We start from the raw sequence: 25,462 nt of genomic DNA on the forward strand, positions 1-25,462 counted from the left end.
TAATAACCCTCCTACTTCGTGTTTGCACACTTATGAGGAAACGTGTCGCACAAAGGATTATTTTGTTAAAAAATTGATTCTAATTTATAACCTCTATCTTTTTCCTTCATTTCCCATTAAAATTGAGTAAAACTATTTTGAAAACATAGGAGAAAGCTATGAAGCATAACCTCAATCTATGGTCCTTTATATGCTCTTTGATTTGCGTTGGACTATTCCGTTTATATTTTGAAATTCCACTTGAATTATTCAAATTTTTCACGGATTCATTACACATTCACCCTTTATTTATATTACTAGTTTTAACAATAGGAACTTTTTTTGCTGGCATTATAGGATTTTCTAAGATGAATAATTGGATTGCGATGCTTAGGAGTGTAGCAACAGTCTTACTAACATTGTTATTATCAGTGTTTTTAATACTAACTTTGATTGTGGGTTATGCATTAAGTTAAACGTAGTTTTTTATGAGTAAAACTCAATATTCCGTCAATAATATAGATGACATTAGATTTTTCTCCTTGTTCCCCCTTGGAGATGAGCAGTTAGTTTTTGCTAACTGCTCTTTTATTTATAACGAAGATAAGATTCTTTAGAATGATTCTTCTTTATTTCTCAATATAAGGAGCCTTGGATTTTCATTAAAACTCCTGTAGTATATGAACAAAGAGTAAGGTAAGAGTTACTCTTTGCCATTTTAGGAGAGGTTCTGTTGGAGACAACAGGACCTTTTTTCGTAAAGAGATGGTTTTGTTTAATTTCTCACCACTAACCACAAAAAATATCTTATAATCGTTATATACTAAATTAAAATAATGGATTAGGAGTAGATCAAATGCCAGTTACACTAGAACTTATTCTTTTCATTCTTCTAGCAATTAGCGCTATTGGCTATTTAGTAAAAGAATTTCAAAAAACTAGGAAAAGAACACTTGGAATTTCACTAGAATTCTTGGTTCTTTTCTGTTCAATATGGAGAATATCGACTATCATAATCTGATTTGTAAAACATGAATTCCTTCGAATAAAAATCAATATTATGTCCATAATGTTGATAGGCTGTATGCCAAAATCCATTTAGTTTGCTCTGTATCTCCTTGTATTGAGCAGTTAGTTTTTGCTAGCTGCTCTTTTATTTATGAAAAAAGATAAAATTTTTTATAATGATTCTTCTTTATTTCTCAATATAAGGATCCTTGGATTTTCATTAAAACTCCTGTAGTATATAAACAAAGAGTAAGGTAAGAGTTACTCTTTGCCATTTTAGGAAAGGTTCTGTTGGAAACAGCGGAACCTTTTTTCGTGATTTAAAGGTACTAAGACAAAATGAAATATTTACCATGAAAGTAATTGTTAAATATTTTACGCTTATACAGTATAATGGGATAGTTATTGTGTATTGGCATTAAGAGGAGCGTCCTGATTAAGCGCTTCTCTTTTTTTATAAAATAGCTCCAAATTACTTGGACACATTTACCAGTTTATTCAACACAAATATCATGTTAAAATCCCTTGTGAATACGACATAACTCAACTTGGTGAAGCCCTGTAATATTTCCTATAGGGCTTCTTTTTTTACAAGCAGTTATTTCATTACGCTGACTATCTTGTTGTGCAAAATAACGATTTTGTTCACTTTTTTGATACATTTATAAAACATTCATATGTTATCTTCAGTAAGTTCTATTTCCTTTATAATATTGTGTGAAGTATACCAACGAACGAAGCCTAAAAAACTCTAATGAAGTGATGAAAAAAACCTAATTTCTCTACAAAACATTGAGAAATTAGGCTTTTTAATAGAAAAAGTAGCATTTATAAACAATGAATACAATTTAACTCTTCAATTCTATTTTCATAGATTCATATATTCTTCTAAAGTCAGTTTTTCCTTATATATATTTTCAGCAATATCTCCTACATAGCGAATATGCCAAGGTTCATATGCATAACCCGTAATACTTTCCTTCCCCTTAGGATAACGAATGATAAACCCTGCACGATGCGCGTTTTCTTTCAGCCATTTTCCTTCCTTCGTATTCGCAAAGGATAGCTCTAGTTCATTGTTCGCACTTTTAGAAGAAACATCCATCGTTAACCCTGTTTGATGTTCGCTATGCCCTGGCTTTGCAGAGAAGCGATCCGTATGCTCTTGCCCTTTCTTTTTAACATTGTTGGCATACAGACCTTTTTGATACTCATAGGAACGAAATCCTGAAACAGCATTCAACTGGATCCCATCTTGCTTAGCTAAAAGGAATAGTTTTTCTAACGCTTCCGCTGCTTCTTTACGAAGATGACTCTTTTCTACCGTTCCACTAAATGAGAACGGTACATTTGGTACAACTAAATCCTCTGGCATATAGTCTTCGGGTAAACCATATTCCTTATTTACTACAGCCTGTATACTAGCAAAGGAACTTGCTATCTTATTTGAAGTCCCATTTTGCTTACTATTTTTTTCTTTATTTATGGAGTTTTCACTAGTTTCATGGTTTGTCTTATATGGTTCTTTACCAATAGATATATTGGTGTAAATGATAAAGATACCTAGCATTACTACTATACAAGTTAAGGTTCCTACTAATTTAAGTCTCATCATTCATTTCCTTCCTGCAACTCCTACTGTTACTCATTCATCATACTTCAACCATATCAAATCCATATTAATTCCCTGTGAACTTTTCTTCATAACGCATTCCTTAATAGATTGATAGTATATCTTCCCTTTCTTTTGGCACCCTTAAAATATCAGCTCTATTTATACATGTAGAAAAATAATCTAAAGATTTGTATAATAAGATAAGAAGTGCAGCATTCTATTATAGAAAGGTCTTGGTATAATGCTAGGTATTGATGTCAAAAAAACAAAAGAAGAGTTAATTATTTCATGGCAATTTGCGGAGGTCACGATTCCATTACGTGATGTGATTGAGGTTACCGAAGATGCTACCTATGCGGGTGTTGAAGAACCAAGTGCAATCCGTATCGGAACAGCATATGGGACAACTGATCGTATATTAATTAAAACTGTAAAACAAAATTATGTATTATTTACTACGAATAAAGTGTCGATTTTAAACGCAATTCACGCGTAACAATGAGTAGATAAACGCGCTTAAACAAAGTTCAAGTGAAATAAAAAGGTGCAAAGTCATAGAATTGACTTCGCACCTTTTTTAAAACAATCTATATGAATGAAAATTCCCTTTAACATTTCAGTAAGGCCAAAGCCACTTCTGTCACACCATACTACTTTATGTCCCATTTATCTAAATTGAAGAGATAACGCTCTCTTTTTTTGATAAAATTATCTCTATAATGATAGCAGGAAAGGATTTGTTGCTTTATCACGGCAGAAAAAACACAGTTTGTAAAAAAAGAGCATTATATCCCCCAGTTCTCTATGAGACCTTTTGAAATAGCTAAGGGATTTTGTCTCACAGTGAATTTAGAAGCTGACACTTTGGAAGCTAAGGAAAAGAAAACAGGGAATTATTACAACAACTCAAAAATAAGCAAATAGATTAAAATACTGTAAATAGGACTAAATTATTAACATAAAAAATAAGCACATCTTGTAAAAAAACAGATGTGCTTATTTTTTAATTTTTATGCATTTTTACGTTTTAGGAAAATCACTCCACCAACAATTAACAATAATGCACCTGCAGCCATAGAGATCCAGCTTGTAAGGTCAGCGCCTGTTTGCGGTAACCATCCAATTTTAGATTGAATTTCTTTCTTAGGTTGTGGTTGCTCTTTTACTTGCTCTTTAGGTTGCTCTGATGTTGGAGTATTTTTATCTTGATTCGGCTGTTCTGGTTTTGGTTGTTCCGGTTTTACTTCTTTAAATTTCACCGTTTGACCCTTATCTTCGATGTCAACGTGAATAGCAACCAAGACATTATCTTGATACAATTCTTCAAACACTACCACTTCTTTACCTTGTAATGCAGATGCATTAAATGTGAAATCGAGTGTGATAGAACCATTTTTTTCTTTTGCAGTAAACTTAGATTCTACTGTTACTTCTTTATCATCAACTAATAATGGTTTTTTTGTTGCTTTATCCATTAGTTTGCCTTTTACAACGTACTCTTTACCCACGATTAAGTCTTTGTATTCCACTTTATCTTGGATTGTTACAGATTTAGAAGCGTCTAACTCTTTAGAACCATCAGCTTTGTTTGTAGCAGTTGTTTTAATGGAAGGCTCTACAAATCGAACTGTTTGACCTACATCGTTAATGTCAGCGTGAGTTGCAATTACTTGACCTTCATGCAATAAGTCTTCAAACACAACTACTTCTCTTCCTTGCTGTTCAGCACCAACGAAAGTAAAGTCTAATGTTACAAAACCATTCTTTTCTTTTGCAATGAACTTAGTCTCTGCTGTTATTTCTTTACCATCAATTAATAATGGTTTGTTAATAGCTTTGTTCATTAATTTACCTTTTACAGTGTACTCTTTACCAACAACTAAGTTAGTATACTCTACTTTATCTTGAATAGTGATAGAATCCTTTGAATGAATCTCTTTTCCATCATCAGCTTTGTTTGTAGCAGTTGTTTTTACTGATGGCTTAACGAACTTAACTGTTTGACCTTTATCATTGATATCAGCATGTGTAGTAACAACTTTTCCGTCTTTCAGTAACTCTTCGAATACTACTACTTCTTTTTCTTCTAAACCAGTTGCATCAAAAGTGAAATCTAGTGTAATAGAACCGTTTGCTTCTTTTGGTGTAAACTTAGTTTCAGCAGTTACTTCTTTACCATTTACAACTAATGGTTTATTAGTCTCTTTATCCATTAATTTACCTTTTAAAGTGTACTCTTTACCTACTTGTAGGTCTTTGTATTCCACTTTATCTTGGATTGTTACAGACTTAGAAGTGTGCATTTCTTTTGTACCATCGGTTTTATCAGTAGCTGTTGTTTTTACTGATGGAATCTTTTCATCTTTGACAATATGTTTAATGATTTGACCATTCTCTTTGATCTCAAAAGAGAATATTTCTTCATTCAATACATAACCTTTTGGTGCAACAGTTTCTTTATATGTGTATTTTCCAAATGGTAACTTTTCAAACTTCGCGATACCTTTATCGTCTGTTTTCCCTTTAACTACTTCTTTTCCTGCTTCATTATAAATAGTAAACTCTGCATTCGGAAGCTTATTGTTTCCATCAGCTACATCAACTTTTGTAATTTCTAGATCACCTTTGATAAGATGATTAACTGCTAATAGCTCAATAATTTTCCCGTGTTCCTTTATTTCGAACACAATTGGTTCTGTAATAAGAACGTAACCATTTGGAGAAGCCTTTTCTACAAATGAATATTTACCATACGCTAAATCTTTGACGTTAACTTCACCATTTTTATCTGTCTTATATTCCCCAATTACTTTCCCGCTTGCATCTTTTAGCTCGAATACTGCACCTTCTAATTTTTTACTGATATCTTCATTATCTACTTTTAGTAATTTCACACTACCTTTCACTTCTGTATTTTCCACTGTAAAAGTAAGTGTTCTATTGTGCTCTTTAATTTCAAAAGGATACTTTGTTTTATTTCCAATATATCCATTAGGTGTTTTTGTCTCTAAGAAATAATATTTACCATACGTAAGACCATCAACATTTGCAATTCCATTTTCTTTTGTTACTACTTTTTTCACTTCTTTTCCATCTTCAGTAAAGACCGTGAATTCAACATTAGGTAACATCTTACCTGAATCACTAAGTTTTTTTATTTCGATGTTACCTTTTACTTTGTTGTTTACTACTTGAACAGCTCCTATTTCCCCTGTCTTAACTTCAATAGTTTGTGGTTTATCACCTGAGACATAACCTGTTGGTGCTTTAATTTCTTTTACTGTGTAGGTACCAATTGGTAGGTTATTTAATTCTGCAGTACCATCAGCACCCGTCGTGATTTTTCCAACTGATTCATTATTTGCATTAAAGACTTCAAATACTGCACCAGCTAATATTTCTCCATTTTCCCCAACCTTTTTAATTTTTAAAGAACCAGCAGCTTCCCAATTTACTGCAAGGTCACTACTAAGCTTTTCCTCATTTCTTTCTAGTAGCACTGTAGCATTCTGAACAGTATCAGTACCGCGATAAGCAATTGCTTGAACTTTAGTTACATTTGCAGCAACACTTAGATTAAATTCACCTGTTTTTGTATCTTTAGGAATTTGGATACGGAATTTTTCCCCAAGTGAAAGCTGATCTTTCACTTCTCCATTTTCACTAACAATTTTAACTCCATTAGGTGCATTTTTCGCTACTACTTTATAAGAACCACTCTTAGCATTTGTTTGTACTGTGTATAGGTTTGTTTCAAAAAACTCACCCTTTAATTCTGCCTTTTGCTTTTCAGCAGGAATCACATTCATAAAAATATCTTGAGTATCTTCACTTGTATTTGCAGCATTAATAATTGTCTTAGCCGCTTTTTCAACATTTTTATTTTCATGCTTTAATTCATTTACATCAAGTTGACCTAATGCATTCCAAACCGCAAGCTGAGTTGCATAATGTGCTTCATTCTTATTAGCTACCCCCAGTTGTTCTATACTTTTTTGTGGGAAACCATTTAATAGAACCCTATATACTACATTATCTGTTTTCCCCATTTCAGGAAGATCTTCACCATTTGGTGATTTTAAGCCAAGAGTTAAACAATAAGCAATTTGACCGCTTGAATTTTTAATAATTTCAGTTCGAATGTACTTACCTAAACTGTTGCTATAACTCCAGTTCATTGAATACTTTTCGTGCGTCATAACCTCCGCATTTGCCTTCGGTAGAAACACATTAAAGAATAATGCTAGTACTGATAATAATGCAAAAACTCTTTTAACAACTCTTCTCCCCAATTTTAAAACCTCCCTAGATAAAATGAACCCGATGTATTATTCAAATATTTAAAATAATCACAACGAAGATATTTCATATTATAAGACATAAAGTTACAAATATTATATTATTTTTACAAATTATTTATTTTCTCAACAACCACTATAAATTATAATATTAAAACATTCCGTTTCACAAAATTAACAATATTAGGATACCTTAACAAAATAAGAAACTTGGTAAAATACTAGAATAACGGTAGTTGGAGTACGGAAACGATTCTTGGCATGAAGGACCACTACAAAGATATTTTAATATGTAAACAAATATTTTCAGATTGAATATATGTATTAATAATGAAATTTTATTGCATTTACACCTGCAATGTTTATATAAAAGATAGTAAATTATGTTTTTATAGGATTTTTTCTATTAGTTTACTGGAAATTTGCATTATTATGTGACAATAAATATCATTGTATTTAATATAAAATGATATAAAAAAAAGGGTACGTAGATAATTATTAGAACTTTCAGTTAATTAATTAACTCTACTAAAATTAGTATTAAGAATATTAGTAAAAAAGTAACAACGTTATTACTAAGTTCGAATATTGGTCTAAGTACCCTAGCATCTCAATGGTAACCTCTTGAATACTTTTACGTTTTTAAATAAATTAAAATAACAAAAAAGTAATAATTTTTAATTTTTTTCTTTGTAATTTAATAAGTTACATGTTAATATGGCGAAGGTTATAAAATGGATTTCGCCATACACAATGTTTTTTCGGAATATTCACTCCAGAGAAACGTAACTATTTCAGTAATTTGCTTCATCTTTTACCTATACAAGGGCTACTTTCAATTTTTTTGTTCATAAGTAAAAGTAACTTTTTATTCTATCTTCCTCATCGATTTTAATATAAATGGTAAAAAAGCACTTTTTCAAGTGCCCTTCCTTTTCTTTTTTAAAGATAGAAAATCTAATAAAATCAAACACCTAGATTAAACACATACATAATCCTACTTACAAACTCTCAGAGAGGTATAAACTATGGGAATTCCTACACTATTATTAAATACATTTATTATTATTATTTGTATCCTTAGTTACCAAGTATTTTGGCTAGAACATAAAGAAAAAATGGCATGTAATAATATATTAATTTCTGTACTTTCCTCCATTGCAATTATTTTTTGTATGACTTTTCCTTTTCATTTACACGCTGGGTTCATTTATGATTTACGTTTTATTCCCATTATATTAGTTTTTCTATATGGAAATACAAAGAGCATTATTTGTATTGGAGTTTTATATCTTTCTTATAGATTTTACTTAGGTGGAAGCGGAGTCTTCCCATCATTTATTATCTTTACTGTTATTTCTGTTATTACAATCATGTTTCGTTACTTGTCACCTACTTATTTCAAGGAAAAGAAGATATTATTAAGTATTCTACTTATTTTGATATGTACAACTTCCCTTTCTATCTGCGGTATTGTAACGCAAATAAATACAGGTGGTAAAATTGACTCTACTCTCATTGAATTTTTATTCAATTATATAATCATAAATATTTTCACAGTATTATTATCAGTTTATTTAATAGAAGGAATGATCGAGAAATATAAAATAAAAGAAAGAATGCAAAGAGCAGAAAAATTTTATATAGCTAGCGAACTAGCTGCATCGATCGCGCATGAAATTCATAATCCACTGACCACGGTACGTGGATTCACTCAATTACTAAATGAAGATGAGAGTGCTAAGATGTCTCAAGATAAGTACTTAGAAATTATGTTACTTGAAATGCAGCAAATACAATCTACTATTAATAACTATTTATCTTTAACCAAACCACAAAACATTATAAAAGAGGAACTAGATATTAATTACATATTAAATCAAGTGAAAGATAATATTTCACCACTCGCTCTTTCATATAATGTTGAAATAAAACAGCATATTACAACAGATTCCCTTTACATAAATGCTAATACTGAAAAATTAAAAATATGTCTAACCAACATCATACAAAATGGAATTGAGGCTATGAAAAATGGTGGCGTATTACAAATAAATATACAAAAAATAAAAGATAATATTGTAATTGATATTATTGATACAGGAATAGGAATGTCTTCCCAACAAATAAAACGTATTGCCTTGCCATTTTATTCAACAACAGAAAAAGGTACTGGGCTTGGTACTATGATTGCGTACAGTATTATTAAAGAATTAAACGGAGATATAGAGATAGAAAGTGAACTAGGAAAAGGAACACACTTTTCTATCACTATCCCCTGCTAATATAATAGAAGATTTATTTAAATGATATTATTTTGTAGCTAATATAACCATATAAAAAGAAGACGTAACTATTCGTCCTCTTTTTATATGGTTCTGGTGCAAAAATGTTAGTTAGAAACATAGAGTAGCAATTTCACAATTTATTCACAAGTACCGTTAAGCGCAAGTTTACGTTAAGTATGCTATTTGCATAATAATGTTTTCAAGAAAAAAGTAGCTGTACTTTTGTGCAGCTACCTTTTTATGCAATAAATCAGTAATAGATATTCGAGCTGCAATAAATGCCCCTTTTATACTTTGAAATGTAATTTGCAAACTACAATTTGACATAATTCTAATAGTATGGGATGTATATTTCTCCATAAAAGCAACTTATTTTTATCTCTTTTAAACAATTTATCATATTATTTCCATCTAATTAGGCACAGAAACGTTTTGCAAAATCTTACTACTTTTAGGAAAAACGTTTTTAGGGTACATTTTAAAATAGCTCTTTTTCTTTGAAATGTTTCTGTGCTTAATATTTAAAATATCTTATGTCAAAATTTTCCGCAACAAATATGTTAAATGATTCATAATTATATATAATATGGAATATTAAAGTTAAATATTCCGTATTATACTCTATTAAATATAGCGTATTTAATTTATTAGTAATTAATTTATTAGTCTAAGTATGAATTATAAAGTATGTTCGTTTAAAATTGTCACAATATAATTTTATATTCGACGTTTTTAATTACTCGTGAAACATTTGCAAATGTTTTAACCGTTATGTATAAGGTAAATATCCCCTCTAAATATAAGATTTACTTAATTTAGATTCTTTCTCTCATAGTCGTAACGTCGAAAAAAGTCGAATTTTTATATTTTTTCTTTATTTTCTAGTTGTAAACGTTTTATTTTCATGTTACCATCTTAATCAAACATTAGATGGTAATAAAACTTAAAGTATTTCTTTCCCTTAGAGACATATAAACGTTCGGTAATACCATGAAAATAAGGCCAAAGAAATATGAGTTACCTGATAAAAGATTTAATAGGATTTTTACCACTTAAATTATCTGTTAATTCAGAATATAACACTTTAACATTTTGTCCCTAAACAAAATTTAAATTTTAGTGTGGTAAACTCAAAAAGCTAAATCACCCGCCAAAATTAATAAATGATATATCCTGTTATATCTAGCGATCAGTCATGAGAAATAGATTTCTTCCTAAGAAAACTTAACCCATTAATAAAAAGTGTCTAAATTTCTATCTTTATTACCATCTATTGTTGATAACATATTTACCAACTATAAAAAAGAACCTATTGAAGGTTCTTTTTATTATAATCATTAGCACTTCAATTATTGATAATCATTGGTGTTGAATCTTTATTCCCTCACCTTATATAGTTTTCTTTTATTAACACTTGAAGACTTATTGAGGTACGGTTCTGATTTTAATTTTTTTTTTGTTTTTAAGCGACTAATTTCCGAATGATGGGCCATCCACATTTTTATATCTAATAAAGAAAGAATTATGTCTGTTTCAAGTGACATTTTGCTTACCTCCTTCTCTCTTATGGGTTATGTAGATAATATATCTCTTGAATCTGGAGCCTTTAGAACACATAATGGATACCCTAAAAAATGGACTTTATTTTATCTTTATCTTATCTTTACCTTATCTTTAAATTTTTCTATTAAACTTAGCATTTAGAAAAAAATTTTCGAGTCTAAAAAAGCTGGGAAATAGAGAATTATTGAATTTTTTTAATAACCAGCCACCATTGAAAATAGGGTTTCTTGTAAAAGGAGGAGTAATATTTGAAGAATAAGAGAAAAGTACAAACTATTATATTATTCTTTATTAGTATTTTAGGGTTAGGAACAATAATCGGGATACTATATTTTAATGACAAAACCAATACTCAAAAAAATAAAGCGTTTGCTACCGAGGAACGTTTATTGCAATATGAGCCCATCATGAAAAAAGAATTAGAAAAATATAATTTGGGAGAAAAAACAGCAATTTTACTAGGAATTATGTACCACGAGAGTAGGGGTGAGGGCAACGACCCTATGCAATCTTCCGAATCACTTGGATTAAAGCCAAATGAAATCCAAGAGATAAACTTGAGCATTAAACAAGGGGTAAAGCACTTTGTTCAAATGTATAGATATGGAGAAGAAAAAGGTGTTAGCATGGATACAATTATTCAAAGCTATAATATGGGGCCAGGCTATATTGATTTTATTGCCAATCAAGAAGCTAAACAACACTCGGAAGATACAGCTAAACAGTTTTCTAAGTTGAAAGTTGATCAGAATCCAGCTACATACACTTGTGGTGGAAATAAACAAAATTTTAGATATCCATATTGTTACGGTGATTTCACATATACAACAAAAGTGAATGAAAAAGCAAAACTTATTGAAGAACGCCTCCAAAAAAATTAAAATTTTATATATTTGTTTGAAGTAGTTTTCCATTTACTTTTATATGGTTTTTCATCAACTTTTATCCCCTCTTACCATCTAAATGTATATATACAACTATCGTATCATATTTCAATTTAAATACGGCTCTAGTTACATATTTCGCAAGAAATCTATCCAGAATATAAATAAAATCACCATTTTACATGAAATAGTATCCACTTAGCGAATTCATTAGGCATAAAAATAAATGTAGATTCAATAAAAAGAGAGTACCCTCGCTATTGGTGCTCTCAATGTGAATTGGGGTTTATCCTGAGCATTGAATAGGACACGAAGAACTCGTCCTGTTACATAATATTATGCTTGTCCATATTATAATGTGCAATAAAAAAAGCACCCTCGCCCAGGCGCCAAGAGATACATATACGTTGAGGTAACTAACACGTTAGAAAAGGCCCTTCCATATCATTGTATGATTATCAATTATCTTTATACCTAGCAGACTCATTAAATACGTTTAATGTATCATTTCTATTAGTTTAACCATGCCTAATGTCATCCAATTCATGGTTAGTATTCTAAATAGACCAACGATGTATTATAATACTTTATATATCCAAGGAGGTTTACTATGCTTAATTTTCATAAAACATTCCCCATCTTAGGATTCTTTTGGTTTTTATATAGTTTTATCGGCATCATCTTTTTATTACTATTCCTTAGCGTGTAGTAACAACGCGTATAAATATATGTTTAATGTGTGATTTCTATTATCGGCTTTGTTAACTAACACTTAAATTATTTTAACAGCCTTTTGTTTAATTCCCACAAAGCTGTTTTGTTACTATCCCATTTTAAAAGCGTTACGGCTTCCTCAAAGCACAACCATTTATACTTAAAGTGTTCTTTAGATAATTTAATATTTTTTGTAGGAACTTTAACTCCAAAAGAAAATTCTTTTATTACATAAACATCTTCTCCCCAAAGAAATTCACCAACTACATCCTCTACTGGTAGTGAAGACACAGAATCTAGTTTTATATATGGACATTCTCTTATAATACCAGCCTCTTCAAACGCTTCCCGTTTTGCTGATTCAATAGGAGTCTCACCAGCTATTCCTTGCCAATAACCATAATCACTTCGATTAAAAATGGCATATTGAATGGAATCATCAGTTTTTATATAAGGAAATATCAATACTTGATACGGCGCTCTCATTGCTTAACCTCCTCTCGAAAAAATATGAACAATTTATTCACTAACTTGCTATTTTAGTAAATAAAGAGCCAACATCAAAATTCTACATTAATAATGCAGGTTTATGGTATCGGCTCTCCATTTTTTAAGAATTTTATTTTTCATAAATAGGTTTACTCTTAACGTGATAAAAACCTGCTTATTTCTTATTTAATTTGCTTAGCGTGTTTTTTTTCGAAATGCTGGCTGTATCACATGTTGACTAACCAGTCCAAATAGTCCCTAAAACGGTCGTTTAAGGAACTTTATTTATATCTATCAAAACTGACTGAAATATGTTTAAAATTCAGTTCAAAAACTCATTACCAAAAACAAAGTTTTATATCAAACATCAAATACCGTTTATGGAACACTCTTAATGTACGGAAAACCAAGTTTTTTAAATAAAAAGTTCCTTAGCGTACGAAATTCGCGTTATGTTGGCGGGACCCCATCGCCATCAAGTTAAGGTTTTGAAGTACCCCCTAAACGAAAAAATTCTTTCTCTATAGGGGCACCATACATGCCCATCAACTTAAAAATGAAAACAAAGTGTACTTTCATTTTGTGGAGGTAAAGCATTCCTAAAATAGAAGCATACTCTTAATAATATGCATACCAAATAAACCCTAACGGGTTTCCTTTTTTAAATTATGCAACTTTCTTTTGTTTTTTCAACCCATTATACTCATAAACAACACCCATAATATCAAAAACAGTCTTCTTCTCATATCGATGAGATTTTCTCCCGTTCTTCTGTAGGAGGTGGAACAGGCTGATTAGGATCTTTGTTATTTCTTGGATGTTTTGTTGTATGGCTTGATACAACCTTGATAAGTGATCTTGAATCATTCCAATTGCTTTATATTCACTTAATTCTTGTTTCTTCTTTTGTAAAATTAATTGTCGCATCTTAAACATAGTAGAAGAACATAGAAAAATGGCAATGAGTTTTCCATAAACATGGCATTCTAATCGCTCTTGTTTAATATGTTGCCAATGATGAATTTGAAATAAGGATTTCCAAGTTTTAAAAATGATTTCAATTTGCCAGCGGAGAGAGTAAAAATTATGGATTTGTTCCATCGGAGCAATCTCCCAAGGTGTATTGGTAACATATAGGTTCATGCCAGCTAATCGTTTGCTTTTTTCCGAATATGTAATCCCTTTTTTACTTTCTGTGTACACTTGTTTTTTCATACGCTTACGAAGTTGTTTTTCTGTTAATCGATACATAATCACCCGAGTGAATAGTTTTTTATCCTTTCCAATATAAGCTTCTTTTATTTCATAGGACTGTCCTGGTTTTAAGGTATCCATGATGTGCTCTAAATCAACTTTGATGTACTGAGATTGTTTTTTTATTGTTCCGTTTCGAAAGTATTCAGGAAATTCATTTTTGACATATACCCTATTGTTTAATTTGAGTCGCGATATATAGTACACACCACGTTGATCCATTTGATCTAAATCATCCAGTGAATAATAGCCTAAATCCCGGATACATAGGTCCCCAGGGCGTAATGTTGATAAACACTCTGTTCCAAAGGTTTTATCATTATTTTTCCCTGGTTCCACTTGGAAATTTAAAAACTGACCACTATGTAAATCATATTCTAACTGGATTTTTATACCCGCTGTTTGTGCACAACCACCTGATCCAGGATATACATTGGCCAAGTGTTTTGGTACGTGAAAAATGGTTGCATCTAAAATACGAATTCGCTGAAAATAGGTAAGTGAAGCACTTGGAATTGCTGACTTTCCACAAACTTTATTTTTTAATAATGTGGAGAAAATATGTTTCAAAAAGAACACTGCCTTTTTATTAAAGCGCTTATTTAGTCCTTCAGGACTCATAAGAGTTCCTGTTGATGCATGTAGCTGACTACACAATCGGACTAATGAATTACTCGCTACTCGTTGACTAATCCAGACACATATAGTAGCTAAATCATACCCTGAAAATTTACGTTTTCGCTTTACAAAACCTAGCTCTCTAGCGAGATTTTCCAAAAATGAAGGGGTAAGATGTTCATATAATTCTTCAGCAAATAATTGTAATTCGTCAGAAATTGATAGATACATACAAAAACGCCATCCTTTCCTATGATTCTACAGAAAGAATAGCGTATTTTTTGGTTCTGGTGCAAAGGTAATGGAAAAGAAAATATAACATATATATTTCTAGCATAATGGTAGGATAATCCTGGTTCCTCATCATTTCTACTAAATTACGAAAAATTAAGTTGTACCGTACCAACGTACAGTTAACAAAATAATATCTTGCTGATAATGCTTCCATTTGAACAAATTTTCCTTTTCCATACCGATCACACATCTTTTGTAGAGTAATAGTATCAGCATATCCCAGTTTAAGAGTTTACTTACAAAATATTTAGAATTTTTTCGCAGGAATCCTCCGAAATATAATACAGACTTTAAATATTTTCATTTATAATTCTCTATTTGTCTATACTTTTCATATCGCTGTTGTATAAGCTCTTCCGAGGATAATAGTATCAATTTTTTTAGAGATGATTCGATTACAGATTCAATCATTTTTGCCTGTGATTTTATATCATTTTGTGCTCCACCTTTAATTTCAGGAATGATTTCATCAATAATTCCTAAATGTTTTAAATCTTTTGCTGAAATTTTCATATGTTCAGCAGCTTCTGGAGCATACTTAGCGTCCTTCCATAGGATAGATGCTGCTCCTTCTGGCGAAATTACCGAGTACCATGAATACTCTAACATATGGATATGGTTACCGACACTAAGGCCAAGAGCTCCACCACTTGATGCCTCTCCAATTACAATACAAACAATTGGCACTTTAAGTGTAGCCATTTCAAATAGATTTCGAGCTATCGCTTCAGAAATTCCACGTTCTTCAGACCCTTTCCCTGGATAGGCGCCTATTGTATCAATAAATGTAATAATAGGGCGATTAAATTTATCAGCTTGTTTCATAAGTCTTAGCGCTTTTCTATAACCTTCTGGATGTGCCATTCCAAAATTTCTTTCTATACTTTCCTTTGTATTTCTACCTCTTTGATGACCAATAACCGTAACGGGCATCCCTTTAAATTTTGCAATACCACCTATCATTGCTTTATCATCACCATATAATCGATCACCATGAAGTTCGAGAAAGTTTGTAAACAATAAAGGTATATAGTCCAATGTCGTGGGCCGGTTACGTAGCCTTGCAATTTGAACTCGTTGAAAAGGTGTAATATTAGAATAAATTTTATCTTGCATTTTATTTAAACGTTTTTCTAATACATGAATTTCTGGCGATAAATCTACATTATTTTCTTTCATAATTTTCTTTAATTCATCAAATTTCTCTTTTAATTCAATAATAGGACGTTCAAAATCCAAACTCATTTTACCCTCCAAATGTTATGATTTACCTCACTCTAATCAAAAGGCTTAGAAATAGAATCAATAAATAAATCAAAACCATCCACAACTATTTTTTGTTCTGATTCTGATAAATTATTGAGAATACTTTGATAAAATGTAATGGATTGCTCTCTTAAGCAATTAACAGTTATGTGACCTTTTTCTGTGAGGTGCAGAAAAAGTTCTCTTCTATTTTTTTCATTTACTTCACGATAAACAAGCCCCTTTTTTACTAACTTATCTACCAATCTACTTACAGTTGAAGTCTCTAATCTAAGTTTATTGGATAGTTGCCAAACAGTTAATTTTTCCACCTCTAGTTCCTCTAACGCCATCATTTGAGAAGTTGGTAAAGGTTTTTCAAATGGTCCATTGGGCAAATTTTGAGATTCAAAAACCCCAGTTATTATAATCATTTTCTTAATATCTGTTCTTAGTTTTAAGGCATCTTCTCTTTTCAAAAAGGTCACCCTCCTACAACTAATGTATCATACATCAATTGTATTATACATGAATATGATTTTTTCACAAGCTTAACGTAAGCCAATATTACAACATGGACGAGATATTTCTTCTTGTTAAAATGGTATAAGTGGATTGTTTTCTACAAATGGCAGAAGATCAATTATGTATCAGGGGCCTTTATGGGGTACCGCTCATCGCAATCAAGCTAAGAAAATAAAACTACCATAAAAACGAAAATTTGTGACAACTTGCAACAAAAAACTCATAATTTTTGGGGGAATTCTAAATTCTTAAGTTGATGGGCATGGGGCACCATATCAAAAAAGAAAATTGTAAGTTTAGACACATTTTAGATACAAAATAACCGATTCCTTATACGTTAAGGGACCGGTTATTTATTTTCCTACTTTTTTAGGGAGGTTTTTCTCGTAATGGTCTTAAATGATTGATTTAAGGTTATAAACTTAAATCATAAATAAAAGATAGAGTAAAAACTATATAAGAAATAAATGTAACGAAAACAAGAAAACATATAAACTGAGCATTAGATACATATTGTTCTATTCTTTTTTTCATTTTAATTAGTATTATTTTTCAGATGTGAAGTATCAATTTGAATTTCACCTTTCCAAGATCCAATTACTTTTCCAATTCTATTTATATTTACATCTAAAGTAAGGGGCTGTTTAAAATCGTCTTTTCCTCCAGTAACTATAACAAATGTAGCAGCACCTTCGGGTTTATCATTATCACGAATGCCTATATCATTTAATTTTTTACCTGCTGCCATAAGTTCAAAAGGAAGACGGTCATCTGAATCATGGATAAATGATAGTCTCCCTTCATGTTTAATCTCAGGGTTTTCCTCTTGTTGCCCATTAATTTTACCATCACTTTCGAGCTCTAATCCTGATGTATCAAATTCAAATGGTACTAAACTTCCGTCAGCTTTTTCCATTCTATAATGAACTGATATACGTGAATCTGCGATATATAATTCTTTGAAATGTACAGTAATACCTTGATCTGTAATTTTTTCATCAATAGAAATATATTTACCATTCTTCATCATATCTTGTGTGACACCATTTTCATCTTGTATTCCTTCATTTACAACTTTATCATTTGTAATTGCATCAGAAAAATATGAGGCAACATTTGTAGCCGCTACTTGTACTTGTGGAATCATTGCTGTTGTGAAAAGTGCTGCTGCAGCTACTGCTGTATACATGAAACGTTTTGATTTTTTACTCATGTTTGTAAAGAGTCCCTTCTTCTGTTGTTTTTTGTGATTTATATTAGAAACATTGTCTAGCTCGGAACGACTTTCAAATGTTTTCCATGCTTGTTCTATATCAATTTTGATTTCTTGTGGTGAATTTGCAGATTCTTCATCTAGCATTACGTTTTCCCATTGATTTAATTTACTGATTTCTACTAATAAATCTTGGCATGCTTCACATGTATCTAGGTGCTTTGTGAATTCCTTTCTTATATCATGAGAAAGTTCTCCATCAATATATGTTTGAATAAATCCGATATCATAACATTTCATTTGTTATGCCTCCTCCATTTGTTTATAAATCTTACGAAATTTCATTTTGGCTCGGACCAATAATGTTCCAATAGAAGATATTTCAATTTGAAGTATTTCTGCAATTTCTTTATATTGGAAGCCAGAGAATTTCATTAGTAAAAGGGTTCGTTCTCGATCATTCATTTTATTTAGTATCGTTTGTACCTTTGTAATTTCTTCTTTTCTTATCCAATCATCGTCTAATGATGAAACATTTTGTACTTCATGGTATTGTATTTCTTTATCAATCTTCGCTTGTTGCCTTTTTTCAGATCGCAAATGGTTATAAGCTACATAAGTAGAAGATTTAATCAACCATCCAGGTATGTTTTCAATTACTTTCCAGTCGCTACGATATAATTGTAAAAACACTTCTTGTGCTAACTCTTCAGCGATAGATTGATCTTTAACAATCCATATAATCTGTTTCACAGCATAAGCATAGTACTGCTTAAATAAATCTTCAAAAGGCATATCAGAAGCATGACTTTCTTCATTTTCTATGGTTAACATGTTAGTTTAAACCTCACTTTCAATTTGATGCCTGTATTATAGAGAAACCAGAAAAACGGATTTTGTGACAGTTTTTCTGGTTATTTTTTTATTATGTACTAAAAAAAGCATTCATCTGATTAAAAGATAAATGCCAAAAGGGAAATGAAAACATAAAACTATAACTCTTGCAGTAGTTTTCTATTAATGGGGTACCGCCACATCGCTATCAAGCTAATAAAAATAAATGCAACAACAAAAAATTGCATGATAAACATAAAAAATAAGTCAGATACCGATGTGGTGAGACCCCATAAAGAAAAGACACCCTAAGGTGCCTTCCTCCGACTTGAACCACTTTAATTTAATAATATGTATTGGACATTAAGTAAACACGTCCTATAAAACAGAATCATTTATTTTCAACAGATTGTTAGTGTACAAATACAAGAGAATCGAGATCGTTTGTTTGGTTTGGCTAGATTAAAGCAACGCCACACCACACCTATATGGTTGAAATGTGTTACGCCTTCTAATCGGAGAATCAGCTTTATAGAACGTGTCCACAATTTATATTTTACTACATGTAATATTTATTTTATGTAATTTTTACAAATATGTATAATTACATAAAATTCACGAGAAAAAGAGAGTATACTTTGATATTGTGTAATAAAGATAAGGCCCACCTACGGAAATAGGTGGGTTTTTTGTTGGGCATTACTATCTCATTGCACAAAAGGGAATTTGCATTAAAATAATATCATATTCTTAGAGTTCTTATATTGAGAAAAAAGACACTCTTATGAGTGCCCCTTTTTTTAGTAACCGAATCCGCCCCAACAACTACATCCTATAATGATTAACAGGATGAATAGAACGATCAGTAAAGCAAATCCGCCACCTAACTGTCTACGCTTAAAGACTAAAGTTACCTTTAGCCCTCCAAGACTCGCTACGAGCGAATGGCTAGTTCTTACTCGACGGGAATCCCACCCGTTATATGATACGACCTAGGCTTGGCCGCACACCTGCCTCGTTAGTTAATATGAAAATGAAACCCAATGTCTTTCAGGCGAAAGTATAATCTTGGTTTGGAAATATACAACTGTTTGGACATAAAAAAGACCATCGAAATGATGGTCTTGCAGACTGTAGACAAATGCATAAAATAACGGATGAACATTTCTCTGAACACTTACTTTACTTCTTTCATAAATAGTCTAACGTTTTCAGCGATTTCTTTGAATTTGGTATGGTGTAAATAATGTGATCCATCCATGGTTACTACTTTTCCATGTACCGAGTCTTTGATCTGCCCTTCATGCAGAGGTATCCATCCTGCTACATCTTCACTATTCGCTTGTACAAAGAGAAGAAGTGGAAGATATTTAGGGAAGATTAAACCTTGAGCCCCTTTAAAATTAGACGAAATATGGTCCATCTCATTCAAGGTTGTGTCATTATACATGTTTTTATTCGAAATCATTTTCATTTGCTCTACGGTTTTTTCATCAAATGCCAGTCCAGCATAGGGGTCAGCACTGATTTTCATAGCCAATCTTAAGAGGCCTGATTTTTTGAGATATGCAAACGTTTTTAATGGGAAATTGATATCCATACCCGGTTGTGTTGCAACACTGCTATCGATTCCGACAAATGCAGTCACCTCGTTTGGATATTTGTTCACATAATCAATTCCATAAATACCTGTAATGGAGTGGCCCATGAGCATGTATCTGTTAATATTAAGCTGCTGTAGAGCTTCATGAACTTCACTTACCATATTCTCCGTGGTTCGCTCTTTTACAGTTTCATCACTTAATCCATAACCGAAAGGCTCTACCGCAACAACTTTGTAAAATGGAGATAATTCATCGATAAGAAGCTTAAAATCAAGCCCTGGAGTAGCTGTTCCATAACCAGGCAGGAGCACGATCGTTTCCTCGCCCTCGCCTTGAATTAACACATTCATGTTTTTCCCGTCTACAGATACGTGCTGCCCGTAGGGCACTATTCGTTTTTGCTCCGAATGACTACTCATCACATTTACGATATAAACAATACCTAAAAAAAGTACAATGGCTAGAACGATTGCTCCTATGATTTTAAGTAAGATGTTTCGCACTTTCTTTATTTTCATTCCGCTCAGCGTTTTCTTTTCCTCTTGTTGTGTCACTGTCATCTTCTCCTGTCCTGATCTGTTTGCCTTCCTTCATGTGCCTGTAATGAAAACTTAACCAATGAAGATGTACTCACCATGACGACAATATGAACTGAATATGAACTGCCCAAAAAAATGCTACGGCTCTATATGCAAGTAAGCTTGCATATGAGTCGTAGCATAGAGAATGAATCTAACTAATCTGTTGGTGTAGTGATTGGCAAGGTGACAATGAAGGTCGTTCCTTGACCAGGTTCACTTTTCACTCGGATGTCACCTTGATGAAGCGACACGATCTGTTTAACGATAGCGAGTCCCATACCACTTCCGTCATACTTACGACTGTGGGAACGATCGGCCTTAAAAAAACGATCGAATATACGCTTCTGGTCGTCAAGGTGAATACCAATACCAGTGTCGGATATTAGGATTGTCACGTTTTTGATATCTTGTTTGATGCTTACGTTAATCACGCCGGCATCCTCGGAAAATTTGATGCTATTTCTGAGGATATTCGTCCATACCTGATTTAACAGGTCATGATCAGCCGTTACTTTAACTGTCTGTAAATCAAGCTCGAAATGTATATCGCGAGCAGACCATTGTGGCTGGAGCGCCACGATTATCCGTCGGATTTGTTCATCGAGGCTGAGTGTGACGAGCCGCAGTTGCTTTGACTGCGATTCAAGAAAACTCAGCTTTAGCAGGTTATCGCTCATTTTGGACATCCTTTTCGCTTCAGCGATGATAATATCAAGATAACGGCTTCGTTCGTATTCTGAAAGGTCAACTTGCTTAAGCACTAGAGCATAACCGGATATCGAAGTGAGCGGAGACTGAACCTCGTGCGACACGTTCGTTACGAATTCCCTGCGCATCTGCTCAAGTTGCTGCAGATCGTGCATCATTTCTTCGAAGCTGCGAGCCAAAGTACCCAGCTCACTCGTTTGCTTAATATTCAACTTGACGTTGAAATCTCCAGATGCTATCCGCTTGGTCGCTTTTGTCAGCTTTTTTATCGGTCTTACCAGGAATACAGAGGCAACTAGAATCAATAAGCTTCCTGCAATCAACGAACATGTTGCAAAGACCAATGCCCACTTTGTGACAAAAGAGGCTGAAGGAGGGGCGAGCGCTTCCAAAAATATCGCTTTCGTTCCCATTTCCGTTTTCAACGGCAACCCTAAGAGGACCGTGGCAATACCATTAGGAGTGTCCTGAACAACACCTCCATCTAATACTTTCTTTAGTTGCTCCATCGTCACAGGCGCAGGTTTGTGTCCGTGAAGTTTACCGTAAGACTTGAACTGACCCGTTGCTTCGTAAATTCGAATATAATAAGAATCGAGCTGCTTCATTTCACTTACGAACAAGTCCGCTTCACGTAACGGAAAGGTCTTGTAAATCCGGACGATGTCTTGGCCAAAGTTACGTAAGTTGATTTGAGCGTTTTCGTTCAATTTATCTTCGAATATCCAAGTTGACACAAAAAAAGAAATGATCGTGCCCCCGATGATGGAGACTAAAAATGTCAGGACAACACGTATATATAAGGATCTGATCATTCATAAACCTCAAGCCGATACCCAAGCCCGCGCACCGTTTCGATCCGAAAATCGTGTGTTGTCGCGAACCGTTCACGCAGCCGTTTAATATGTACGTCTACCGTTCGATCATCTCCGGCGTAATCGATACCCCAAATCTGATCGATCAACTGCACGCGCGTATAGACTTGTCCGGGTGTTCCAGCGAGCTTATACAGCAATTCGAACTCCTTTAGCGGCAACGTAAGCGACTCCGTCCCTTTCATCACCTTATAGGTCTGTCGATCAAGGATGACGTTCCCTAAATGGATCGTCTGCGTGGAGCCAATCTTGTATCGTTTGAGTAGTGCCCTAACACGAACCGTCAACTCTAACGGATCGAATGGTTTGGTTAAATAATCGTCCGTCCCAAGTTCGAAACCTTTCACTTTCTCCCATGTTTCTCCTCTCGCAGTCAGCATAAGTAAAGGTAGATCAGGATTGGCTCTTCGGAGCTCCTTGCTTAACGTCCAACCATCCATAATCGGCATCATAATGTCAAGTACGACAAGATCGACATTCGTTGAGATGTAGACGGCCAGTGCTTCCTTGCCGTCCGCTGCTTCAGCTGTTGCGAATCCGTCGTTGCGTAGAAATAAACAGACGAGTTCGCGAATGTTCGCATCGTCGTCAGCAACTAGTATAGTAGGCATCGGTTCCCTCTTTTCCCTGTTTTCCACCGCATTATTTCAAGCAATCATTATACTATAAATTAACACGTATGTTGATTAACCAAAGTAATACAGTTTCTTGATTTATCGACCTGTAGAATTCAAGTGTTTCTTTCAAACTAATTTGCCACTCAATTGACAAGGCTTCACAAAGAAACAGGCGTGTGAAACCTGCAAATGACAAGCGTTTATTTTGTCTTTTGGCCTTGTGCACGAAGAAATTTCAGCAAAGCATAGGCAATTATAGCTGTGAATAACTGATTGAACAACGCATTGGATGTTGTGCCAAACAATACGGGAACGTTCAAATTCAGCTAAATCCAGCGGAAAAATGATTGTCGGGTAAAGAACTGGCGCGGTATCAGTTATGACCCGTTTCCAGCCCCTCCCCATAAGAACTGCTCGTGAGGTTTTCCCTCAAGCAGCTCACCCCATAAACTTCATCAAAAGGGTTATGAGACCTATCAAATGGCAGGCACTTTCATCGGTATCCCTCTGCACTTTTGAGAGAATGGACTTTCCAGTCCCAGTAGAGCCCCAGTACACCATAGAGATATTCATTACTCCATCTCTGCCATCCGATGCTACGCTTTCGTCGCCGTTTCCTTCTCGTCAGCAGTGTACGGATTTTCATCTCCGTATAGTCACGCACTTCGCTAAATGCTCCGCTGGAATTTCCAACCCGAAAGTAGTTCACCCATCCTCTTAGTACGGCATTGATTTGTTTTACTAAATCTTGTGCTGGTTTAGCTCCTGCGTTTTGAATGAGTTCGCGGATTCTTGCTTTCACTGCCGTACGGGCTTTCTTCTTTGGGATCATGCATATGAAGTATCGGGTCTTATTTCGGTTCAGTACTCGCCTGAAATCAAATCCGAGAAATGCAAAAGACTCTCCCTGTAAGACATCGACCATCCGTGTTTTCTCAAGATTCAGTTCAACCCCCAAAGGCTCCAATTGTTCCTGCAGTCGTCGCAGTGCCAGTTCAGCCCACCCCCGTTTACTGGAGTGCCCACTTACGGTGATAACCATATCATCGGCAAATCGGTGATAGTTCACAGCTTCATAGTTGCCATTCGTCGTTTTACGCCGAATGGCATCAAATGTCCAATCTACCTCATTCAAGTAGATGTTTGCCGCGAGTGGTGAGAACGGCCCCCCTTGCGGGACTCCAATCTTTCCTGCGGCTTTTACCACCTGTTTTACTAGGTGCATAACTTGGTGGTCTTGGACACGATTTGCGATTTTCCTCAGTAGGATGTTATGCCGGATTGTATCAAAGTAACGTGACAAATCAACATCAATGACTGTGGTCATACGACGCAGCACACTACGTCGTACTTCTGCCAGCGCTTGATGCGGGGAGCGTTTTGGTCGGAATCCGTAGGAATTTGGGCAGAAATCAGCCTCAAAGATAGCTTCCAATATGAGTTTTAGCGCTCCTTGGACCACACGGTCCCGTATACACGGGATTTGCAGTGTCCGCATTTTGCCGTTTGCTTTTGGGATTTCTACTTTACGATTAGCTTGTGGTTGATATGTTCCAGCCTGCAGTTCTGCTTGGATGTTCTTTAAAAACGGTATAACTCCCTCTAGTTCTATATCAGCGAAACTTTGACCGTCGATACCTGGGGCACCGCCGTTTTTCCTCGCATGCTGATATGCTTCATGGAGGGTTATTAGTTTGGTAATGTGGGAAAATAGTCCCCAAAACCGATGCGTAGGTTCAGACTTCGCCTTTTGATAGATTCGTCGCCTTAGTTCCTGCAAAGTAATAGGTGTTTTTGTCATGGCACCCTTGCCTCCTTTGGTCGTACGAAATATTTACAGGTTCGGACCCTTCCCTCCCCGCGCGTTTTGCTGCACGCAGATCTCTGGTACTACGATCCGTTCCGTCACCCTGACACCTACCATTCTCACTTCCCGATCGCGGTTATAGAGACGGTCTCCTCGATGAGGTTTCTTCATCGGGTGTCGAGGGCTTCTCCAGTTTCCACATTATCTTTCTCTCCATGTCGCCGCTGATACCCCGCCGGTGAGAACTGCCGTTCCAGACTCGTTTCGGTCAGTTCTTGCTGCTTTCGCACGTTATCGACCGTCTCAGCCACCGGAATTGCGTGTAACGAGGCTACGTCTACGTTCACTGTACGTTACAACCTGGAGATTTGCCCACATGCCTTTTGCATGTGATGTCAGAGGGCTTCGCCATGTCGTTTTCACTTCATGGCGCCTCTCAGGCTACGGGA

The 25,462-nt window shown here is 34.1% G+C and carries 19 protein-coding genes and 2 pseudogenes; 4 read left to right on the forward strand and 17 right to left on the reverse strand.

Features of this window, described 5'->3' with window-relative positions; genetic code table 11:
• Nucleotides 1–158: 158 nt before the first annotated feature.
• A complete protein-coding gene (locus QCI77_RS17160; protein WP_113769655.1) occupies nt 159–455 on the forward strand; it encodes a hypothetical protein in 297 nt (98 codons plus the stop codon).
• A gap of 1,047 nt (nt 456–1,502) precedes the next feature.
• On the opposite strand, the gene QCI77_RS17165 is transcribed toward QCI77_RS17160, so the two are convergent.
• Complete coding sequence (locus QCI77_RS17165) at nt 1,503–1,649, reverse strand: hypothetical protein (RefSeq protein WP_193652950.1); 147 nt, start codon at nt 1,647–1,649, stop codon at nt 1,503–1,505.
• A 206-nt stretch (nt 1,650–1,855) separates the two neighbouring features.
• A complete protein-coding gene (locus QCI77_RS17170; protein WP_033709884.1) occupies nt 1,856–2,599 on the reverse strand; it encodes a M15 family metallopeptidase in 744 nt (247 codons plus the stop codon).
• A gap of 244 nt (nt 2,600–2,843) precedes the next feature.
• Between QCI77_RS17170 and QCI77_RS17175 the strand changes: the two genes are divergently transcribed.
• Nucleotides 2,844–3,098, forward strand: coding sequence for a SunI/YnzG family protein (locus QCI77_RS17175; RefSeq protein WP_002128348.1), 255 nt, complete (start codon nt 2,844–2,846; stop codon nt 3,096–3,098).
• 514 nt (nt 3,099–3,612) lie between these two features.
• Here QCI77_RS17175 and QCI77_RS17180 read toward each other — a convergent pair.
• Entirely contained in the window at nt 3,613–6,894 is a 3,282-nt protein-coding gene (locus QCI77_RS17180) for a VaFE repeat-containing surface-anchored protein (protein ID WP_113769653.1), read from the reverse strand.
• 1,034 nt (nt 6,895–7,928) lie between these two features.
• Here QCI77_RS17180 and QCI77_RS17185 point away from each other — a divergent pair.
• Nucleotides 7,929–9,185: an ATP-binding protein gene (locus QCI77_RS17185; RefSeq protein WP_016100949.1), complete on the forward strand. Its 1,257-nt coding sequence runs from the start codon at nt 7,929–7,931 to the stop codon at nt 9,183–9,185.
• 168 nt (nt 9,186–9,353) lie between these two features.
• Here the strand turns inward: QCI77_RS17185 and QCI77_RS17190 are convergent, their stop codons facing one another.
• On the reverse strand, nt 9,354–9,548 hold the full coding sequence (locus QCI77_RS17190) for a hypothetical protein (protein ID WP_033732005.1): 195 nt from the start codon (nt 9,546–9,548) through the stop codon (nt 9,354–9,356).
• Nucleotides 9,549–10,564: 1,016 nt separating this feature from the next.
• Entirely contained in the window at nt 10,565–10,732 is a 168-nt protein-coding gene (locus tag QCI77_RS17195; RefSeq protein WP_353825277.1) for a hypothetical protein, read from the reverse strand.
• 267 nt (nt 10,733–10,999) lie between these two features.
• On the opposite strand from QCI77_RS17195, the gene QCI77_RS17200 reads away from it, so the two are divergent.
• Entirely contained in the window at nt 11,000–11,632 is a 633-nt protein-coding gene (locus QCI77_RS17200; protein WP_002035240.1) for a lysozyme family protein, read from the forward strand.
• Between the two features lie 780 nt (nt 11,633–12,412).
• Here QCI77_RS17200 and QCI77_RS17205 read toward each other — a convergent pair.
• The 12 genes and pseudogenes from QCI77_RS17205 to ltrA all read right to left on the reverse strand — a co-directional run bounded on the left by QCI77_RS17205 (nt 12,413) and on the right by ltrA (nt 25,007).
• Nucleotides 12,413–12,835, reverse strand: coding sequence for an NUDIX hydrolase (locus tag QCI77_RS17205; RefSeq protein WP_113769652.1), 423 nt, complete (start codon nt 12,833–12,835; stop codon nt 12,413–12,415).
• A 669-nt stretch (nt 12,836–13,504) separates the two neighbouring features.
• A complete protein-coding gene (locus tag QCI77_RS17210) occupies nt 13,505–14,941 on the reverse strand; it encodes an IS4 family transposase (RefSeq protein ID WP_353825278.1) in 1,437 nt (478 codons plus the stop codon).
• 121 nt (nt 14,942–15,062) lie between these two features.
• Nucleotides 15,063–15,181, reverse strand: a pseudogene (locus QCI77_RS17215) (IS6 family transposase); the annotation flags it as partial.
• 123 nt (nt 15,182–15,304) lie between these two features.
• Nucleotides 15,305–16,249 carry an acetyl-CoA carboxylase carboxyltransferase subunit alpha gene (locus QCI77_RS17220; protein WP_113769650.1) on the reverse strand — a complete coding sequence of 315 codons (945 nt, stop codon included), beginning with the start codon at nt 16,247–16,249 and terminating at the stop codon, nt 15,305–15,307.
• Between the two features lie 32 nt (nt 16,250–16,281).
• A complete protein-coding gene (locus tag QCI77_RS17225) occupies nt 16,282–16,728 on the reverse strand; it encodes a MarR family winged helix-turn-helix transcriptional regulator (protein WP_113769649.1) in 447 nt (148 codons plus the stop codon).
• A gap of 581 nt (nt 16,729–17,309) precedes the next feature.
• A complete protein-coding gene (locus tag QCI77_RS17230; protein ID WP_113769648.1) occupies nt 17,310–18,287 on the reverse strand; it encodes a DUF4179 domain-containing protein in 978 nt (325 codons plus the stop codon).
• 3 nt (nt 18,288–18,290) lie between these two features.
• Nucleotides 18,291–18,821: an RNA polymerase sigma factor SigX gene (locus tag QCI77_RS17235; protein ID WP_002016748.1), complete on the reverse strand. Its 531-nt coding sequence runs from the start codon at nt 18,819–18,821 to the stop codon at nt 18,291–18,293.
• Between the two features lie 800 nt (nt 18,822–19,621).
• Nucleotides 19,622–19,705, reverse strand: a pseudogene (locus tag QCI77_RS17240) (YjcZ family sporulation protein); the annotation flags it as partial.
• A gap of 293 nt (nt 19,706–19,998) precedes the next feature.
• Nucleotides 19,999–20,979, reverse strand: coding sequence for an alpha/beta hydrolase (locus QCI77_RS17245; protein ID WP_016100944.1), 981 nt, complete (start codon nt 20,977–20,979; stop codon nt 19,999–20,001).
• Nucleotides 20,980–21,161: 182 nt separating this feature from the next.
• On the reverse strand, nt 21,162–22,529 hold the full coding sequence (locus QCI77_RS17250; RefSeq protein ID WP_113769647.1) for a sensor histidine kinase: 1,368 nt from the start codon (nt 22,527–22,529) through the stop codon (nt 21,162–21,164).
• Nucleotides 22,526–23,200: a response regulator transcription factor gene (locus tag QCI77_RS17255; RefSeq protein ID WP_002142571.1), complete on the reverse strand. Its 675-nt coding sequence runs from the start codon at nt 23,198–23,200 to the stop codon at nt 22,526–22,528. The genes QCI77_RS17250 and QCI77_RS17255 overlap by 4 nt, the downstream gene beginning before the upstream one ends.
• Before the next feature lie 499 nt (nt 23,201–23,699).
• The gene (ltrA, locus tag QCI77_RS17260) at nt 23,700–25,007 is read right to left on the reverse strand and encodes a group II intron reverse transcriptase/maturase (RefSeq protein ID WP_113736055.1); all 1,308 of its coding nucleotides are present in this window, start codon (nt 25,005–25,007) and stop codon (nt 23,700–23,702) included.
• Nucleotides 25,008–25,462 lie beyond the last annotated feature (455 nt).

Source organism: Bacillus cereus group sp. MG9 (assembly GCF_040459995.1).
Taxonomy (GTDB): Bacteria; Bacillota; Bacilli; order Bacillales; family Bacillaceae_G; genus Bacillus_A; species Bacillus_A mycoides.

Coding starts and splice junctions, on each gene's coding strand:
- QCI77_RS17205 (WP_113769652.1), bottom strand. CDS start 12,835: ATGAGAGCGCCGTATCAAGTATTGATATTTCCTTATATAAAAACTGAT.
- QCI77_RS17160 (WP_113769655.1), top strand. CDS start 159: ATGAAGCATAACCTCAATCTATGGTCCTTTATATGCTCTTTGATTTGC.
- QCI77_RS17195 (WP_353825277.1), bottom strand. CDS start 10,732: ATGTCACTTGAAACAGACATAATTCTTTCTTTATTAGATATAAAAATG.
- QCI77_RS17170 (WP_033709884.1), bottom strand. CDS start 2,599: ATGAGACTTAAATTAGTAGGAACCTTAACTTGTATAGTAGTAATGCTA.
- ltrA (WP_113736055.1), bottom strand. CDS start 25,007: ATGACAAAAACACCTATTACTTTGCAGGAACTAAGGCGACGAATCTAT.
- QCI77_RS17230 (WP_113769648.1), bottom strand. CDS start 18,287: ATGAAATGTTATGATATCGGATTTATTCAAACATATATTGATGGAGAA.
- QCI77_RS17185 (WP_016100949.1), top strand. CDS start 7,929: ATGGGAATTCCTACACTATTATTAAATACATTTATTATTATTATTTGT.
- QCI77_RS17250 (WP_113769647.1), bottom strand. CDS start 22,529: ATGATCAGATCCTTATATATACGTGTTGTCCTGACATTTTTAGTCTCC.
- QCI77_RS17220 (WP_113769650.1), bottom strand. CDS start 16,249: ATGAGTTTGGATTTTGAACGTCCTATTATTGAATTAAAAGAGAAATTT.
- QCI77_RS17255 (WP_002142571.1), bottom strand. CDS start 23,200: ATGCCTACTATACTAGTTGCTGACGACGATGCGAACATTCGCGAACTC.
- QCI77_RS17190 (WP_033732005.1), bottom strand. CDS start 9,548: ATGGAGAAATATACATCCCATACTATTAGAATTATGTCAAATTGTAGT.
- QCI77_RS17210 (WP_353825278.1), bottom strand. CDS start 14,941: ATGTATCTATCAATTTCTGACGAATTACAATTATTTGCTGAAGAATTA.
- QCI77_RS17175 (WP_002128348.1), top strand. CDS start 2,844: ATGCTAGGTATTGATGTCAAAAAAACAAAAGAAGAGTTAATTATTTCA.
- QCI77_RS17235 (WP_002016748.1), bottom strand. CDS start 18,821: ATGTTAACCATAGAAAATGAAGAAAGTCATGCTTCTGATATGCCTTTT.
- QCI77_RS17165 (WP_193652950.1), bottom strand. CDS start 1,649: ATGTATCAAAAAAGTGAACAAAATCGTTATTTTGCACAACAAGATAGT.